Source organism: Desulfoscipio geothermicus DSM 3669 (assembly GCF_900115975.1).
Lineage (GTDB): Bacteria > Bacillota > Desulfotomaculia > Desulfotomaculales > Desulfallaceae > Desulfoscipio > Desulfoscipio geothermicus.
On sequence record NZ_FOYM01000004.1, the window covers coordinates 1 to 15,639 of the forward strand.

At 48.7% G+C, this 15,639-nt stretch carries 19 protein-coding genes and 1 pseudogene; 12 read left to right on the forward strand and 8 right to left on the reverse strand.

Annotated elements, in window-relative coordinates; translation table 11 throughout:
* Positions 1-413: 413 nt before the first annotated feature.
* The 3 genes from BM299_RS03150 (at position 414) to BM299_RS19890 (ending at position 2,299) form a co-directional block, all read left to right on the forward strand.
* Positions 414-1,823, forward strand: a complete 1,410-nt coding sequence (locus BM299_RS03150) for an MFS transporter (RefSeq protein WP_092482019.1) — start codon at positions 414-416, stop codon at positions 1,821-1,823.
* 192 nt (positions 1,824-2,015) lie between these two features.
* A complete protein-coding gene (locus tag BM299_RS19885) occupies positions 2,016-2,135 on the forward strand; it encodes a hypothetical protein (protein WP_245779621.1) in 120 nt (39 codons plus the stop codon).
* Positions 2,136-2,170: 35 nt separating this feature from the next.
* The gene (locus tag BM299_RS19890) at positions 2,171-2,299 is read left to right on the forward strand and encodes a hypothetical protein (protein ID WP_245779622.1); all 129 of its coding nucleotides are present in this window, start codon (positions 2,171-2,173) and stop codon (positions 2,297-2,299) included.
* A 33-nt stretch (positions 2,300-2,332) separates the two neighbouring features.
* Here the strand turns inward: BM299_RS19890 and BM299_RS03160 are convergent, their stop codons facing one another.
* The 5 genes from BM299_RS03160 to BM299_RS03180 form a co-directional block, all read right to left on the reverse strand.
* A complete protein-coding gene (locus tag BM299_RS03160; protein ID WP_092482020.1) occupies positions 2,333-3,985 on the reverse strand; it encodes an ATP-binding protein in 1,653 nt (550 codons plus the stop codon).
* A 122-nt stretch (positions 3,986-4,107) separates the two neighbouring features.
* A complete protein-coding gene (locus BM299_RS03165; RefSeq protein ID WP_092482021.1) occupies positions 4,108-4,239 on the reverse strand; it encodes a cyclic lactone autoinducer peptide in 132 nt (43 codons plus the stop codon).
* Between the two features lie 4 nt (positions 4,240-4,243).
* The gene (locus tag BM299_RS03170) at positions 4,244-4,879 is read right to left on the reverse strand and encodes an accessory gene regulator ArgB-like protein (protein ID WP_092482022.1); all 636 of its coding nucleotides are present in this window, start codon (positions 4,877-4,879) and stop codon (positions 4,244-4,246) included.
* Positions 4,876-5,337: a hypothetical protein gene (locus tag BM299_RS03175; protein ID WP_092482023.1), complete on the reverse strand. Its 462-nt coding sequence runs from the start codon at positions 5,335-5,337 to the stop codon at positions 4,876-4,878. Before BM299_RS03175 ends, BM299_RS03170 begins: the two co-directional genes overlap by 4 nt.
* Positions 5,338-5,383: 46 nt before the next feature.
* Positions 5,384-5,866 (reverse strand): hypothetical protein, encoded by a 483-nt coding sequence (locus BM299_RS03180; RefSeq protein WP_092482169.1) that lies wholly within the window; start codon positions 5,864-5,866, stop codon positions 5,384-5,386.
* Positions 5,867-6,269: 403 nt separating this feature from the next.
* Between BM299_RS03180 and tsaA the strand changes: the two genes are divergently transcribed.
* The 5 genes from tsaA to BM299_RS03200 all read left to right on the forward strand — a co-directional run bounded on the left by tsaA (position 6,270) and on the right by BM299_RS03200 (position 9,876).
* A complete protein-coding gene (gene tsaA, locus BM299_RS03185) occupies positions 6,270-6,719 on the forward strand; it encodes a tRNA (N6-threonylcarbamoyladenosine(37)-N6)-methyltransferase TrmO (RefSeq protein WP_245779635.1) in 450 nt (149 codons plus the stop codon).
* Positions 6,720-7,319: a flavin reductase family protein gene (locus tag BM299_RS03190; protein ID WP_092482025.1), complete on the forward strand. Its 600-nt coding sequence runs from the start codon at positions 6,720-6,722 to the stop codon at positions 7,317-7,319.
* A 212-nt stretch (positions 7,320-7,531) separates the two neighbouring features.
* Positions 7,532-7,693 (forward strand): hypothetical protein, encoded by a 162-nt coding sequence (locus BM299_RS19200; protein ID WP_165608161.1) that lies wholly within the window; start codon positions 7,532-7,534, stop codon positions 7,691-7,693.
* A 327-nt stretch (positions 7,694-8,020) separates the two neighbouring features.
* Entirely contained in the window at positions 8,021-9,637 is a 1,617-nt protein-coding gene (locus tag BM299_RS03195; RefSeq protein WP_092482026.1) for an ABC transporter ATP-binding protein, read from the forward strand.
* A gap of 26 nt (positions 9,638-9,663) precedes the next feature.
* Positions 9,664-9,876 carry a hypothetical protein gene (locus BM299_RS03200; protein WP_092482027.1) on the forward strand — a complete coding sequence of 71 codons (213 nt, stop codon included), beginning with the start codon at positions 9,664-9,666 and terminating at the stop codon, positions 9,874-9,876.
* Here BM299_RS03200 and vapC read toward each other — a convergent pair.
* Together vapC and BM299_RS03210 are read right to left on the reverse strand one after the other, a co-directional pair.
* The gene (gene vapC / locus BM299_RS03205; protein ID WP_092482028.1) at positions 9,848-10,273 is read right to left on the reverse strand and encodes a type II toxin-antitoxin system tRNA(fMet)-specific endonuclease VapC; all 426 of its coding nucleotides are present in this window, start codon (positions 10,271-10,273) and stop codon (positions 9,848-9,850) included. The genes BM299_RS03200 and vapC overlap by 29 nt on opposite strands.
* On the reverse strand, positions 10,270-10,500 hold the full coding sequence (locus BM299_RS03210; protein WP_092482029.1) for a toxin-antitoxin system, antitoxin component: 231 nt from the start codon (positions 10,498-10,500) through the stop codon (positions 10,270-10,272). The genes vapC and BM299_RS03210 overlap by 4 nt, the downstream gene beginning before the upstream one ends.
* A gap of 654 nt (positions 10,501-11,154) precedes the next feature.
* Here BM299_RS03210 and BM299_RS20160 point away from each other — a divergent pair.
* The 4 genes and pseudogenes from BM299_RS20160 to BM299_RS19205 all read left to right on the forward strand — a co-directional run bounded on the left by BM299_RS20160 (position 11,155) and on the right by BM299_RS19205 (position 13,759).
* Complete coding sequence (locus BM299_RS20160; protein WP_281246350.1) at positions 11,155-11,289, forward strand: hypothetical protein; 135 nt, start codon at positions 11,155-11,157, stop codon at positions 11,287-11,289.
* Positions 11,290-11,448: 159 nt separating this feature from the next.
* Positions 11,449-13,020 carry a methyltransferase domain-containing protein gene (locus BM299_RS03215; protein ID WP_245779636.1) on the forward strand — a complete coding sequence of 524 codons (1,572 nt, stop codon included), beginning with the start codon at positions 11,449-11,451 and terminating at the stop codon, positions 13,018-13,020.
* 11 nt (positions 13,021-13,031) lie between these two features.
* A pseudogene (locus BM299_RS19895) lies at positions 13,032-13,544 on the forward strand (class I SAM-dependent methyltransferase).
* A 65-nt stretch (positions 13,545-13,609) separates the two neighbouring features.
* Entirely contained in the window at positions 13,610-13,759 is a 150-nt protein-coding gene (locus BM299_RS19205; protein ID WP_165608158.1) for a hypothetical protein, read from the forward strand.
* Between the two features lie 618 nt (positions 13,760-14,377).
* On the opposite strand, the gene BM299_RS03230 is transcribed toward BM299_RS19205, so the two are convergent.
* Positions 14,378-15,637 carry a J domain-containing protein gene (locus tag BM299_RS03230; RefSeq protein WP_092482032.1) on the reverse strand — a complete coding sequence of 420 codons (1,260 nt, stop codon included), beginning with the start codon at positions 15,635-15,637 and terminating at the stop codon, positions 14,378-14,380.
* Positions 15,638-15,639 lie beyond the last annotated feature (2 nt).

Genomic DNA, 15,639 nt, shown 5'->3' on the forward strand with positions numbered 1-15,639 from the left:
TCAATTAATGGAATGGATACGGCGAAGGCTGCGAATGAAAAAGATGCGGGAATGGAAGAAGTGGAAGCAACTGCACAAAGCACTAAGAAGGCGGGGCTATAAAGGAGATTTTCTCAAAATCTCCATGACGCGATGGCGTAATTCTGCCAGCCCGCTGATAAATATGGCGTTGCCTAACAGTTGGTTCGATGAGCTTGGGCTAATTAACCTAACCTCATACAATGTCGGCATTTTGCATCATTTTCGAGAGAAATGACTGAGGTTTATCAGGAGCCGTATACGAGGCCCGTACGTACGGTTCTGTGAGAGGGATAACGCCGCAGCAAATTACTGCGGCGCTACCCTACTCGATGTTATGATAAAGTTATGGATTTAATGGATTTATTAGAAAAGTCTGAAGAGGGGGTTTTTTGATGGAGCAGCAGGATGCTTCCCTTAAAAAGTATACATTGCTGGTGGCAGCTACGGCGTCATTTTTGACTCCGTTTATGGGCAGCGCCATAAATTTGGCCATTCCATCCATTGGCCGGGAATTTAACAGCACCGCCTTTTTGCTTAGCTGGGTGGCCACCAGCTACATTCTGGCCTCGGCGGCGTTTTTGGTGCCCTTCGGCCGGCTTGCGGACATCGTGGGCAGAAAGAAAATTTTTATCACGGGCGTTGTGTCCTTTTGCGTGTCTTCTCTGCTATGTGGACTGGCCTGGTCTATAGAATCATTGATAGCTTTCAGGGTACTGCAGGGAATAGGGAGCGCCATGATATTCGGCACCGGCATGGCCATATTGACATCGGTGTTCCCGCCCCGGGAGCGGGGCAAGGTGCTGGGGATCAACGTGGCCACGGTGTATATCGGCCTTTCCCTGGGACCCGTGCTCGGGGGCGCATTAAACCATAACCTGGGCTGGGCATCCATTTTTTATTTTACCGCCGCAATTTCCGTGTTTGTAATATTCCTGGCCGTTTTCAAATTAAAAGGGGAATGGGCCGGTGCCAGGGGAGAAAAATTTGATCTCGCCGGAGCGGTTCTTTATGCGGTGGGGTTGGTTTCATTCATGTACGGGATGTCATCCATAGCAGCGTCGCCCCGGGCCAAATACCTGCTAATATTGGGCCTGGCATTGATGATAATGTTTATCCGGCATGAAATCAAAGTCGCCCAGCCCGTTTTAAATATCAGGCTGTTTACCCGCAATGTTACCTTTGCTTTTTCCAACCTGGCTGCGTTGATAAATTACAGCGCTACTTTTGCGGTGGGGTTTTTGCTCTCCCTGCACTTGCAGGTGGTGATGGGCTATGATTCACAAAAAGCAGGTTTAATTCTGCTTTCCCAGCCTGTAATAATGGCCTTGTTATCGCCCTTTGCGGGTCGGCTTTCGGATCGGGTCGAACCGCGGGTGGTTGCTTCCTGGGGAATGACTTTCACTGCCCTGGGGCTGTTTGTTCTTTCATTCATCACGAAGGACACTCCCCTGTGGCTGATTATTATTAATCTGGTGGTACTTGGTACGGGATTTGCGTTGTTCTCATCACCCAACAGCAACGCCGTGATGGGTTCCGTGGAAAAAAGGTTTTACGGGGTGGCTTCGTCCACCCTGGGCACCATGCGTCTGACCGGCCAGGCTATCAGCATGGCCATAGTGACACTTTTACTGGCCATGTATATCGGTAACGTTGAACTGAGCAACGCTTCTACCGACCTGATAAACAAGGGTGCCAAAACAGCGTTTGTCATATTCACTGTGCTATGTGTCGGGGGCATTTTTGCATCCCTGGCCAGGGGCAATGTGAATGCGGATGCCATGCAAACAAAGCACAATCGGTAAACATGATATGCTCTATACGCTTTAAGCAAAGGATATAATAACCTTTATTGATTTTATTTAAGGTTAGCAGAAGAAAAGTCAAAAAGGGGGCTTCTGATAATACAAGAAACTCCTAACAAACAGTACACTTATGAAGAATACTTAAAAATAAATGATGACAACCAGTATGAACTGGTCGAGGGTGAGTTGATTTTGGTTCCAGCGCCAAAAACTGTTCACCAGTTGGTAAAGGCTAATTTAGTTTGGCATATAACATCATTTGTGCGCAGGAAAAATCTCGGAAAACTAATGGACGCACCTACCATGGAGTAAAAGAATATTGGATTGTAGATCCGGATGCTAAAGTAGTGCAGGTATTTACCCCCGGTAAAAAAAATTGGATTTTACATGAAGCATACAGCAGCGATGAGATCTTAGTTTCACCTCTGTTGTCAGGATTACAGATTGATTTAAACGACGTATTTCGAATAAAATAGTTTTGCCGGAACTTAAATTCGGCCCGGTTGACTTTAATCTTTTTTTCTAAAAACGACAGAAAAAGTGGTGCCTCCGGTGCCGGTATCCAGTTTTATGGTGGCGTTGTGCCGTGCGGCAATACTGAAGCAAACCGCCAGGCCGAGTCCGGTGCCTTCTTCCTTGGTGGTAAAAAAGGGGGTGCCGATTTTATCCACAATTTCCGGAGCAATGCCGCAGCCTTGATCTTGTACCGATAAAACCACCTCCGCATCCTCGTTTACAAATGTTCTTATAGTGAGCTTGCCTCCGGGATTCATGGCCTCCAGACCGTTGCGGGCCAGATTTAACAGCAGCTGCCGGATTTCCTTTTCATCCAGCAGCAAGTCAGGCACCGCCTGCAGGTTCAGTTCCGTGATTTTGTTCGAGTTTATGGCATCTGCCGTTATCAGCGGGAGCATGGCTTGCACTATGCCGTTGAGGTTTTGCTTTTTATAATCAACGGGCCTGTTCTTGGCCAGGGAAAGATATTCCTTAATTATTGAATTGGCCCGGTCCAGTTCCTGAATCATCAAATCAAAATATTCTTTATATCCCCGGCATTCCTCTTTGCCGTTCAACAATTGTAAAAAACCGCGTACCGTGGTCATGGGATTTCTTATTTCATGCCCGATGCTGGCGGCCATTTCTCCTACCAGGTTTAGCCGGTCCAGGCCGGCCATTTCCTTTTCTATTTGCTTTCTCTCGGTTATATCCTCGGCAAATTTTAAAATATGGGTAATCCGGCCCTCGGAGTCCCGGAGGGGGGAAAAGTAAGCATTTTCCCAGTAAGATTCCCCGTTTTTTTTTGTGCTGGTTATTTCGCCCTTCCACTCCTGGCCGGTTTTGATTATCTCCGACAACTGCCTTGAAGCCTCGGTCCGGTTTCCATAATAATCTACTATCTCCTTGCCTGCAACATCTTCGGGGGCATGGCCGGTAATCCGGGTGAAACTGTTGTTGACATACTTTATTCTGCCGTCTGTGCCCGCTATAACAACCATGACCGGGCTTTGTTCCACGGCGCAGGACAATACCCGGAGCTGCTCCTCGGCCTTTTCCCGGGAGGCAATTTCTTCTTTCAGAGAGCACAGGCTGCGGTTTAAACGCCTGCGGTGGTCCGCCTCCATGTTGGTCAGGCTGCCCACGAACCACCCCATTACGTACATCATGCCGATAAAAAGCAGATCTGCTTCCACGGTCCGGTAAATGTCCGTGTTGCCAATAATCCAGGTGTTATAAAGAACCAGAATGAAAGTACACAGGGTGGACATGAGTAATCCGCCGGTTTTACCGGTCATGGAAGCGACCACCAGAACGGGCAGCAGCAGAACGGTCTCGACGTTGTCCAGGCTGTTGTTTACGGCCAGCAGAGTGACTACCGTCACCACCAGGGGAAAAGCTAAATAAGCTGCCTTGGTTAAGGACATGGTGTTAATGTCGCCCAAAAATAAACTATTTCTTGTTTGAAAAATAAAAACAACACCCAACGCAACCAGCCCTGCTAAGGCAAAAAAACGCAGGTTGATCACAGGATATATTTGAGACGATGCAAAGAATTTATTGCTTAGGACCAGTGAGGATATCATGATTAGAAGGCAAAGCATATGCGTGGTGATCAAATATTCCTGCAACTCTTTTTCCCTTTGAGGCATATCGCCCGTTACCATGCTTTTCACCTTCTTTATAATCGTCAAAGCGAAGAGGTGGAATAACCACCCCTTAAAACAAAGCAATTATGATAAAATTATCAATTACGTAAGTACTTTTAACTTGTAGATCAATTGTTTCTTTATTTTCTTAATGCTTCAGGTACTTCTGGCTGATAAGAGGAAAAATAGCAGGCGGATGCGGCGGTGACGCTGGCTAAAAACAGCAGCGTCGTAACTGTAAATATAAAAAACCTGGATATAATTTTTTTCATTACATTACACCTCCTTTCTTTTTTTTAAAATTTTATCAACAAAAGACATCAGTTTATGGCCCCAACCGGTGAGCATGAAACTGACCCACAGTAAAGTCAGGGCTATGCAGGACTGAATCATTCCGGCATATTGCCACCGGCTTTCCCGGAGTAACAGTACAATAATGGTTACCAGCACCATAAGGGCAATTGATATTATTTTCAGCTTTCTTCTCCTTAGAGGGGATATGATGGGAGCGGCCGGAGAATCCACCGGGGCCAGCAGTACCACGGTCGTCATTCCCACCCCCAAGGCCCCGACAGACAGCACGTCAGCAAACCCCTGGCCCAAGCGGCTGAAAAATGAACCCAGCAGGGCAAGCAGTGGGAAAACTGCAATGGTGACGGCGGCGCAACGCCAAGGGGAACTGGAATGGGCTCCCCCGGCGCTGTGTCTGAATAATATTGCTGTTATCAGACAGGCTGCGGTACCGGGCAATACACCTAACAATACCCCCAGTAAAAGTGTAAAAACAATATTCATAAGGTTTAATACCAGCACTTCAATAACATATGTAAGGATGGTTTCCTGCTCTGCTGAAAGGCCGGTTTTTCGGCTCAGATAACCGGCCCAGCGTTTGCTGAATGCTAGATAGCTCATATCCTCCACATACCTTCCAGCGGTTTTCTGTATTTTGCAATAACTAGGGCAACTGCAATCATGGTAAGAGCCTGAGGCAACCCTATTAACATCTGTGTATAATCATTCAATAATAACTGGCTGACTTCCGTATTAAAAAGGTTGCCAATTAGTTCATACATGATAACTTCCAGCAGCGCCAGCAAGGCAAAACCGGCGAAAGAAACGATAAAGCTTGAGGAAGGCGGTACCCTGGTGGCTCTGGCGATAAACAATGTGTACAGCAAGATCCCCGTCACGGTGTGTAGTCCGAAGGTGACAGGCAGGCTCCTAACTACGTAGATTACCAAGGTCATAATACCGGCAAAGGGCAGAATCACCTCCCAGCGCAGTTTCACCCTGGCCAAGGCCAGGCAACAGGCGAATAATCCTATAGATTCGGGAATTCCCTGCATAAAAAACAAAAGTGCCTGTAACATCTTCACACCTCATAAAAGCAGCATCAAAGAAGTCAATAAGTGCTGTTCAACGTATTCTCCACATACCTTCCAAGGGAGTTCGAATTTTCGCTATCAACAGAGCTATTGCCACCATCAGCACGCCCTGGGGCAGGCTCAATACTGTCCATAATAAATAATCAGACATAATATTATTAATATCAGTTTTTAATACCATTACTGACAATTCTATCATTAATCGTTCCAACGAAGCCAGAATGGCATAACTGATAAAAGAGGCCATGAAACTTGAGGATGGGGGAACCCTGGTGCCCTTGGTCAAAAACATTACCAGCAGTAGAAAGCCTGCAATGGTATGTAAACCAAAGGTTACCGGCATATGCCTGATTAGATAAATAATCGTTGCAAGCGTGGATGCCGCCGGTATTATTATCGTCCAGCGCAATTTGACCCTCACCAGGGCCAGACTGCAGGCAACAATCCCTGCGGATTCAACCGCACCCGGCAGCAAAAACAATAAAAATTCTGATACTTCAAGAAAATCAAACATAATAAATACAACCAATACAATAAAATCCAACTATATCTATTCATTCAAAAAAATTCATTCGACAGCTTTGCTGAAACTCCTGTCAGAACAACCCATATTTCGATCGCAAATTATGACAATAAACACCAAAATTTAATATTAGAAGTAGAATTAATCTTAAATTGGCAGGTACGCGTAAAGTTCGTTTGTTGCTTGTGCTATCATAAAAATTGAATGGGTTTGAGTATTATTTAAAGAAAAAAATAAGATTCGATTGCAGGATTCATTAAACTTATGTAAAATAATAAGTATATAAGTTAACTTGGAAAATATTGAGGTCACGAAGACCTTTTTTCCGACCCAAATGTTTGGAAAGGAGGTTTTGTGGCTTTTTTTATTGCCGGGAGGTGGTTTTTTGAAATTAGTGCCGATAGGGGTTGTGCACAGTATCTATAAATCCAAGGGAGACGCTCCTTTTCAGGGTCGTGATGCTAGTGAAATAACGGAACTGGAGATTTATCCGGAATTTACTGCAGGGCTAAAAGATATAGAAGATGCAACTCATCTTATTGTTTTGTATTGGCTTGACCGGGCGCGGCGGGACATACTGCAGACCAAAACGCCTCACGGCCCGGATGTACATGGTGTATTTGCCTGCCGCTCACCAAACCGGCCCAATCCAATAGCTTTTTGTGTGGCCGAGTTATTGAGCCGCAAAGGAAATCGTTTGGTGGTGCAAGGTTTGGAGGCTTTGGACGGCAGCCCGGTTGTGGATATAAAGCCTTATTCTTCTCATATCGATAGCGTTCCCGGGGCCCGGATACGCTGGTTTGATAAACAAAAAAATGTAAAATTTGAAAAAGGAGTGGGTTAAATGATCCTGACGCCACGTAAAAGAGAACATATTATGCCTTTGCCGGTGGTATTGATATCGACGTTGAGCGGAGACGGGGTAAAAAATGCGGCACCCTGGTCAAACATCACTCCCATACTGAGACCCTTTAACGATATCGTTCTCGGTTCGTGGGTTAAGCGCGACACCTTGAACATCATTCGCGCTACCAAGGAATTTGTCATTAACGTGCCCACTGTCGACATGGTGGAGGCGGTAATGGTTTGCGCAAAAAATTATCCCCCCGAGGTTGATGAATTTGAACAGGCCGGGCTCCGGGCCCGACCCTCCCGGAATGTCAAACCGCCGGGCATCGAAGGTTGTCTGGCTTGGGCGGAGTGCACTCTGGTGGAGGAAATCAGCAGAAAAAATTATTCACTGGTCATTGGGACAGTGGTTCACCTGGAGGTGGACGAGGGTTTCTTTAATGAGGCCGGAGAAATGGATTACGAACGGGCCAAGCCGCTTTCCGTCATGCTGGGCGACAAGGGCATGTATTTTACCAGGCCGGTATTTGCCGGCCGATATGCGGAGTACTCGGAGATGTTTCTTAGTCAAGAAAACCATACCCCGGTGGAATAAAAACGTTTTCAATCTCATTCGGATTGATTTTTCTGGTAACTGGAGCTAATATGGAACCTCCTCGTAACCTGAGGAAGGCGACCAAAGCGCAATTTATCTGCAATAACCCAGGCGTCCAGATCATTATTTGGCGATGCTTGAGGAATATTATGACCGCTTCCTGCCCTACGACCTTTACGGGGTATGGATGACACAGCTTCAGCAGGATTGAAATGATTAAGACAGATACGCTGGCAAAAAATTACAAGGAGCACGGTGCCCCGTCTGAAGTATTGACCAGGGTTATGCTGCGGGAGGTATACAGGATGGATGTGGAAATCGTGAACAGTGCGGGAGCGATCCACATCGTCCCGATCTGCCGGCATACATGTTAGAATGTGCCAATAAGGTTATCAAGAAAGCGGTTGAAGGAAAAACAGAGTTTATGCTATAATCATTTTACCAAAACAAGATACAACAATTTTCCTTAAAACCACGAAGGTTGAGGTCATTCGCCGGGGGGCGGATCTCTTTTGCGTGGTTTTTTTTGTGTTTTCCGGACAGGGATGGATTCGGTTTCGGACCAAAATCAACGTGAGGTAACGACGATGTCTTTTTTCCTGAGATTGTTCACCCTGCTGCAAGGCTCCCACCACCACATCGCCGGCAAGGTCGGCCTGGGGATCCTGATTACCGCTACCTTTGTGGGCTAGGCCCTGGCCGTGGCCGCCGGCCTCAAAATAGTCTTCTACCGGCAAAGCCTGGACGACCTGGGGCTGCTTCTGCCTGCCATCGGGCTGCTGGTGCTGCTGCGGGGAGTGCTCCACTGGCTGAGCGAGATCTACGGCATGCGGATCGCCTTTCTGGTCAAAAGCAAAATCAGGGAGCGGCTGTTCCAGCACATCTTAAACCTGGGACCGGGCTACCAGGAAAAACGCCGCAGCGGCGACCTGCAGGCATTGCTGACCGACGGGGTGGAATCCCTGGAGCCGTTGCTGACCGGCTACATTCCCCAGCTGCTGGTGGCTTTTTTCGGTTCCGGGCTCATTGCCCTGTACATATTCAGCCTGGACCCGGTGGTGGGGGTCATCGCCCTGGCGGGCATTCTCATCACGGTGGTGTTCCCCCAGCTGATGAGCAGGCGGGTGGGCAAAATAATGCTGGATTACTGGCAGTCCCACGCCCGTTTGAATGCGCATTACATCGACGCCATGCAAGGCATGCCCACCCTGAAAATGTTCAATGCCGGCGGAAGAAAGGGCCGGGAACTGGCCCGGGAGGCCTGGGGGCACTACCGCCATTCCATGCAGGGGTTGGGCATTTCACTGCTGGATTCCGCCGTGGTTAAATGGGCCGCCGCAGCCGGCTCGGCCCTGGCCGCCGGCGTGGGGGCGCTCAGGGTCAGCACCGGCGACATGCCCCTGGCGGAACTGTTTGTAATCCTTTTTCTGTCGGTGGAGTGTTTCCGGCCCTTAAACGACCTGATCATGCTCTGGCACCGCAGTTTTCTGGGCGTCGCCGCGGTCAGGGGCATATTTGCCATCCTGGACACCGCCGTCGACATCCGGGACCGGCCCGGAGAAAACGGCGCGGAAACACAAACCCGCGCCCGGCCGGGGATCGAGTTTGTCAACGTCACCTTCGGCTATGCCGGGGGACAAAGGCCGGCGGTGCAGGACGTCTCCTTCCGGGTGCACCCGGGGGAAACGGTGGCCGTGGTGGGCAAGTCGGGTTCCGGCAAATCCACCCTGGTGAACCTGCTGCTGCGTTTTTTCGATCCCCAGGAGGGGTCGATACTGCTCAACGGGCGGGATATCAGGGACTACTCCCTGCCGCTGCTGCGCAGCCAGATTGCCGTTGTATTCCAGGACACCTACCTGTTTTACGGCACCGTGGCTGAAAATTTAAGCGTAGCCCGTCCCGGGGCCGCCAGGGAAGAATTGGAGCGGGCCGCCCGGCTGGCCCACGCCCATGACTTCATCACGGATCTGCCGAACGGCTACGATACCCAAATCGGGGAACGGGGAGTGCGGCTTTCCGGGGGGCAAAAACAAAGGCTGTCCATTGCCAGGGCCATATTGAAGGACGCCCCGCTGCTGATCCTGGACGAGGCCACCTCCAACGTGGACGGGGCCAGCGAAAAACTGATCCAGGCCTCCCTGGAACAGCTGGTTCAAAACAGGACCACCATCATTATCGCCCACCGGCTGTCCACCATCCGGGGCGCGGACCGCATCATCGTCCTGGACGACCGGCGGGTCAGGGAGACCGGCACCCACGGCGAATTGCTGGCGGCCCGGGGCGTTTACGCGCAGCTGACCGGGCTGCGGCATGGTTAACATGGTTAATGAGAGGGGGAACGGCTTTGAGCGGCATGCTGGCCAGACTTCACCTGGTGGGTTTTGCCAAGCTTTTGGCATACCTGCGGCCTTATTGGAAGGGCATGGCCATTTCCGTAAGCAGCGGCACTTTTCATCACCTGTTTGCCAAAGCCGGGACAAATACAATTTGTCGTGCAAATAATAAGCAGTCTCTCGGCATTCGCCGAGTTAGATTCTGGGATTCGGCTTTTGTTTGAAGAGCCAGTTTTCCACTGTCAGGCCGGGTATCCTTCCAAACTCTTTTTCATTGTTTGTAACTAAGATGCCGCTACGGGAAAGGACCGTTGCGGCTATTATTAAATCATTGGGTCCAATTACGATACCTGTTTTTTCCATTTTTGCCCGAATAACAGAGTATTCAACTGTAGCTTTATCATCAAAGGGTATTATTTCAAAAGGCAAGAGGAATTTCTTCACCTTTTCCAGGTTTTCATTCTTTTTTTTACTTTTTTCAGCTCCATAAAGCAACTCAGCTTTTACCATTGATGAAATTTTTATATCAGCCGGGCTATGTGACATAATTATATTCAATAATTGAGAGTATTGGCCTTTTAAAAAATAAATACAGATATTCGTATCAAGATAATATTTCATAACTCTTCTCGCTTCGAATCATCAAAAAAGCTATTGCGCTTTTCAACAACGAATGAATCGTCATCTACCGAACCGAATAAACTTGCATAGTTTTCCGGCCAGCTATTGGCAAGAGATTCTTTTAATCTTTCTGAAACCCATTTGGAAATTGAGATTTGGTTAATTTTGGCGGCAGTTTCTATCTTGGATAAGGTTTCATCATCAATATAAAGTGATAATTGCGGCATAGTAACCACCTTCTTTCACAATTATATTATATATTATACTTGTGCTTCAATATTTTGTCAAATATGTGTGACAGCCAGCAGTGCTGAAGCATCAAAATAACTTAAGCATTAACTCTTGCAATTTTCCCTGTTAAATTTAGCCACGAAAGCCATTGGTACGAATATTTCTTATGCCCCATACTGGTGAAAGCTCTTTGATGAACAGTACATTTCCGAATTATGGCATGGTGAATAAACCGTCTTTAATCAATATGTTGACGTATCAGAATATAGTGATTGGGTTTCCAACAGATTGCCGGAAGTGTTACAAACTTTAGCGGTAGCGCATACCCGGTAGGTGCCTCTGACAACATAGTAATTTTCTTCTACAACAGCATTTAATAAACAATAAATATGTACAAGAATTATAGTCTGTGCTATAATCCTTTTATCAAAACAGAATCAGTAATATCTCTTAAAACCACGAAGGTTGAGATTATTCGCCGGGGGCGAATCTCTTTTTCGTGGTTTTTTTGTATTTTTCTCGTAATCAGAGACATAATTGGATTCGGTATTTGACCAAAATCTAACGCGAGGTAACGACGATGTTTTTTTTTCCTAAGGTTATTTACCCTGCTGCGGGGCTCTTACCACCACATTGCCGGCAAGGTCGGCTTGGGGATACTGATTACCGCCACCTTTGTGGGCCAGGCCTTGGCTGTAGCCGCCGGTCTCAAAATAGTCTTCTACCAAAAAAGTCTGGACGGCCTGGGGCTGCTTCTGTTAACCATCCATTGTTATCGCCCATAGGCTGTCCACCATCCAGAGCGCGGACCGCATCATCGTCCTGGACGACCGGCGGGTCAGGGAGACCGGCACCCACGGCGAATTGCTGGCGGCCCGGGGCGTTTACGCACAGCTGACCGGGCTGCAGCATGGTTAATGAGAGGGGGAACGGCTTTGAGCGGTATGCTGGCCAGACTTCACCTGGCGGGTTTTGCCAAGCTTTTGGTATACCTGCGGCCTTATTGGAAGGGCATGGCCATTTCCGTAAGCAGCGGCACTTTTCATCACCTGTTTGCCATAGCCGGGACGGCCCTGGCCGCCTACCTGGTGGGGCTGGCGGCCACGGGGGGCGGCCGGGAGCAGATTTGGCCCTTTTTGCCGGTGCTGGCCCTGCTGGTGACATTGCGGGTGATCATGTACTTTACCGACATGTACGTGGCTCACGAAGTGGCCTTCCGGATCCTGGTGGAATTCAGGATCAAGATTTATCAGGCGGTGGAAAGGGTGGCCCCGGCCTACCTCTTGAACATGCGTTCCGGCCAGCTGGCCTCCACCCTGATGGCCGACACCGAAGTGCTGGAGTGGTTTTTCGCCCACACCGCCGGGAGTTTTCTGGTGGCGGTGCTGGTTTCGCTGGTCACCCTGGTCATGCTGGGCCTGGTGCACTGGCTGCTGCCCCTGGCGGTCCTGCCCTGGATGATTGTGCTGTTCAGCGTGCCTTTCTGGCTGCGGACCAGGGCCGACCGGCAGGGCCGGGACACCCGGGATAAACTGGCGGAGATCAACTCCGAAGCGGTGGACGGGGTGCAGGGGCTGCGGGAGATCCTATGCATTGGATATTCAAAAAAGAACGAAAACTACTGGCAAGGCCGTTCAGGCAGCTACAGCAAGCACATCCTGGGGGAAATGAACAGCTTTAAAAAAGACGCCTGGACCGAACTGATCGACGAGCACCGGCCCCCGGGCAAACCGTTAAAAGTGTTGGACATCGGTACCGGCCCGGGATTTTTCGCCCTGCTGCTGTCCGGCATGGGACACCGGGTTACCGCCATCGACTGCACCGACAACATGCTGGCGGAAGCTGAAAATAATGTCCGGGCGGCAGGTTACCAGGTGGAATTTTACAATATGGACTCCCATCAACTGGATTTTGCCGGCGGGACATTCGATCTGATCATCTGTCGGAATCTGACCTGGACATTAAGAGACCCCATCAAGGACGCCCTCGCCAGGTTGGAGCAGGCGGGAATACCTGTGCTGTTCGTTGACTTTTACATGGAGCCCATGACCAATTCCACCAAGAGCATGCTGCTGCTGGGCGAGATTATGGGAGAAAAACAGCGGGCTCAGGAGATCGTCGACTTTTACAATGATCAGGTAGACGTTGTATACTCCCGCCTGGCCGGGATTAACGGCAACAAGCCCGATGTATATATCGAATGCGCATCCAAGGGCCCGGATGATTACGGCATTTCTTATGGAAACGTGGGGTGGGGCTCCATCGTCACCAAGGCCGGCGGTAATAACATTGCCGAACCGCCGCTGGGTGAAAAGAGCGAAGCCCTCAGTCCGGAATACCTGGTGGACAACAGCCCGGACATTATCATCCTCACCGGCAGGCACTGGTCCACACCCGGCTCTTTGAGGCTGGGGTACGTAACTTCGCCAGACGAAGCGAGGAGCAGCATGGAGCCTTTTATCCGGCGTCCGGGCTGGAATACGATAGACGCTGTGAAGAATAACAGAAACGGCTGAACATCCTGGATGTGGGCTGCGGCACGGGTGAGATCAGCCTGGTGCTTGCCGGCATGGGGCACCGGGTGACCGGCATCGATCTATCTCCCAAAATGCTCGACCGGGCGACGGCCAAAGCCAGGACAACGGCGGACAGCCATGACGCTCCGGCCGTCGAGTTCAGAATTGGAGATGCCTAGAATCCTCCCTTCGCCCCGGGTTCATTTGATGCCGTAGTGACCAGGCACGTGCTCTGGACGCTGCCCAACCCCCAGCAGGCGGTCAACAGTTGGGCTGGTGTGCTTAAAGAAAACGGGAAGGCTGTAGTTATCGATTGCCTGTGGAACGACGACGGCAGGCTGGGCACCCGCCTGCGCAGGAAGGTTACGGCTTTACTGATCCGGTTATTGGAAAAGAACGACATATCCAAGGACAGCTATACGGCGGAAATAAACGCGGCGCTGCCCAACGCCAGAGGAGTGCCCCCCCGACCGGACCGCGGATTATCTCAAGAAGGCCGGGTTCAAGGATGTCGAGCTGGTTAAACTGGACGACCTGGTTGAGATCCAGAAAAAACACATGCCGTTCAGGTACCGGGTAAGCTACAAATATGGTTACTACGCGATCCATGGCCGAAGGTAAATTATTTGTCGATCGCAAGCCGACAGGCGCAGGTTTCTTTTCCGAACCCGCGCCCGGCGCATTTTCTGCTGTTTTCCTGACACCGCATATTATTGGCAGGCCGGGTGAATTGTTTTGATAAAATAGGTTTAATTGTCATGACCAATAAAGGGGATGAAAACACGGAGCCGCAATAACCGGAAAAGTACCGCCTAAAATACATAACGTCATCAGGTTACTAAAATTGGCATCTGCCGACCTGACCAGGGAGCAAAAAGAATTCCTGGCAGCGATCCAAAACCCCCGAAAATCGGGGGTGCTTTTTTAGTCCAGACTTGCGTCATTAAGCTCAGGTCAACCTTGGTGGTTTGGCTAATACGTGGGTTGTACGCAAATGTTTTTGCCGGTTTCTTATTCTGATTTCCATCTTCTGACGTTATAATAAACTAAAGTAAAAAAAGGCGGGGGAAGAGCAGATTAACCGCACGGTTGCCGCGCTGCGCGAGTTGGGTGTGAAAAAACTTGGTGTGTCGCATTGTACCGGGCTTCCGGCTGCAATGATGCTGGCCCGGGAGTTCGGTATGGATTTCTTTTTTAATACTGCCGGAAGCATAATTGAGTTTTAAGCGGAAATTGCTGTCGTGGGACCGGAAGCACGGTAAATATCATCAACCGCAAAGAGAATAATAACGTACCAATAAACCCCACACCAAGTTGAGTGGGGTTTATTGGTATAAAAATTTTACAACAAAACCTCCTACCTCAATCTCCTTCTGGCCTCCCGGTTTAGCATGCCATAGCGGCTGGTAATCATATCATCCCATTGTGCTTTAAAACGTATGTAAATCACGGGGTACTTTTTCTTTAAGGCCATTATTCCCTCTACAATAAATTCATCTAATTGCTCCATCTGGCGGATAAAATCTTCACCCAATTGCTTACGGTAAAATGCTGTCATCTCCGGTCCTAAGAAGTCCTCGTAAAACCATTGAAAGGCATAAAGGCTCAATAACGGGATTATATCCTCATCCCGCTGCAAACGAAAAAACGCTTTTTCAAAGCGCGCCATTTCCCTGGTTTGGCGGTATTTTTCAGCATAGCTTTTATCTTTCGGCATGGCACGGCAGGCCAGATCAATAAAAATTTCTGCCTCTTTAAAACGGGCAACTTGATAATAATCATCATGTTCCTCTACGAAAGCCATGGCCATCATTTTTCTATCCTCAATATCGGTAACGGATTTGATTAATTTGCGTACCTTGTTCTGGATAAGGGACCATTTATCCCATTTTTCCGCTTCAATCATTATATTAATCCAGCCTATATACACGTGAATATCGTCGGCTGTCTGGTCTTTCGGTTCCGGCAGCATGTTGGGGATAAGTTGCCAGGCCTCCTCATAACGCTCCAGTTGCATATAAACATTTAGGTAGGCGCTGTTTAAGTTATGGGCCTGGTCCGGGTATTTTTCCCTGGCGGCATCCAAAATTTTAAGCGCTTCTTCGTACCGTTCGGAATCAATCAGCATAGTGGCCTGTAATAATCTAACGGATATAAGGTCTTTCTCCGACGTAAATTTCAAAGCTAGATTAAAATACTCGTAAAATTTTTGCACATTATCTTTTGCTAAGGCTACATTAGCCAATATAATATGAATCTGCGGCATTTCCGGGGCAATTACCAGGGCTTTTTGTAAATTATCCTCTGCTGCGTCATAATCCTCAATCATAAAATAATAAAAGGCTTGATCCATTAACTTTTCAATTTTACTGCCAAATTTGCGCAAAAAGTCGTATTCCTTGCGCTTTACCGGGTCCCGGAGAGTCTCGTAAGCCTGGCGAATTTTCTGAAACTCCTCCGGGTGAGTCTCCGGTGGATACATTTTAACCATTTCAATATATTTCTTTTTAATAGTCAGTTGGGAAGCGTTGGCTCTGGTGTTTAGTATTTTATAGTAATTTTCCACCGGCTGTTTTTTCTTGCGTTTTGTAGTTTTTTTAGAAAAGGGAAAAACCAATT

Excerpts from the sequence above, each read along its gene's own strand:
- BM299_RS03150 (WP_092482019.1), top strand. The coding sequence starts at position 414 with ATGGAGCAGCAGGATGCTTCCCTTAAAAAGTATACATTGCTGGTGGCA.
- BM299_RS03160 (WP_092482020.1), bottom strand. The coding sequence starts at position 3,985 with ATGGTAACGGGCGATATGCCTCAAAGGGAAAAAGAGTTGCAGGAATAT.
- BM299_RS03165 (WP_092482021.1), bottom strand. The coding sequence starts at position 4,239 with ATGAAAAAAATTATATCCAGGTTTTTTATATTTACAGTTACGACGCTG.
- BM299_RS03170 (WP_092482022.1), bottom strand. The coding sequence starts at position 4,879 with ATGAGCTATCTAGCATTCAGCAAACGCTGGGCCGGTTATCTGAGCCGA.
- BM299_RS03175 (WP_092482023.1), bottom strand. The coding sequence starts at position 5,337 with ATGTTACAGGCACTTTTGTTTTTTATGCAGGGAATTCCCGAATCTATA.
- BM299_RS03180 (WP_092482169.1), bottom strand. The coding sequence starts at position 5,866 with ATGTTTGATTTTCTTGAAGTATCAGAATTTTTATTGTTTTTGCTGCCG.
- BM299_RS03190 (WP_092482025.1), top strand. The coding sequence starts at position 6,720 with ATGATCCTGACGCCACGTAAAAGAGAACATATTATGCCTTTGCCGGTG.
- BM299_RS19200 (WP_165608161.1), top strand. The coding sequence starts at position 7,532 with ATGATTAAGACAGATACGCTGGCAAAAAATTACAAGGAGCACGGTGCC.
- vapC (WP_092482028.1), bottom strand. The coding sequence starts at position 10,273 with ATGAAATATTATCTTGATACGAATATCTGTATTTATTTTTTAAAAGGC.
- BM299_RS03210 (WP_092482029.1), bottom strand. The coding sequence starts at position 10,500 with ATGCCGCAATTATCACTTTATATTGATGATGAAACCTTATCCAAGATA.
- BM299_RS03215 (WP_245779636.1), top strand. The coding sequence starts at position 11,449 with ATGCTGGCCAGACTTCACCTGGCGGGTTTTGCCAAGCTTTTGGTATAC.
- BM299_RS19205 (WP_165608158.1), top strand. The coding sequence starts at position 13,610 with ATGGTTACTACGCGATCCATGGCCGAAGGTAAATTATTTGTCGATCGC.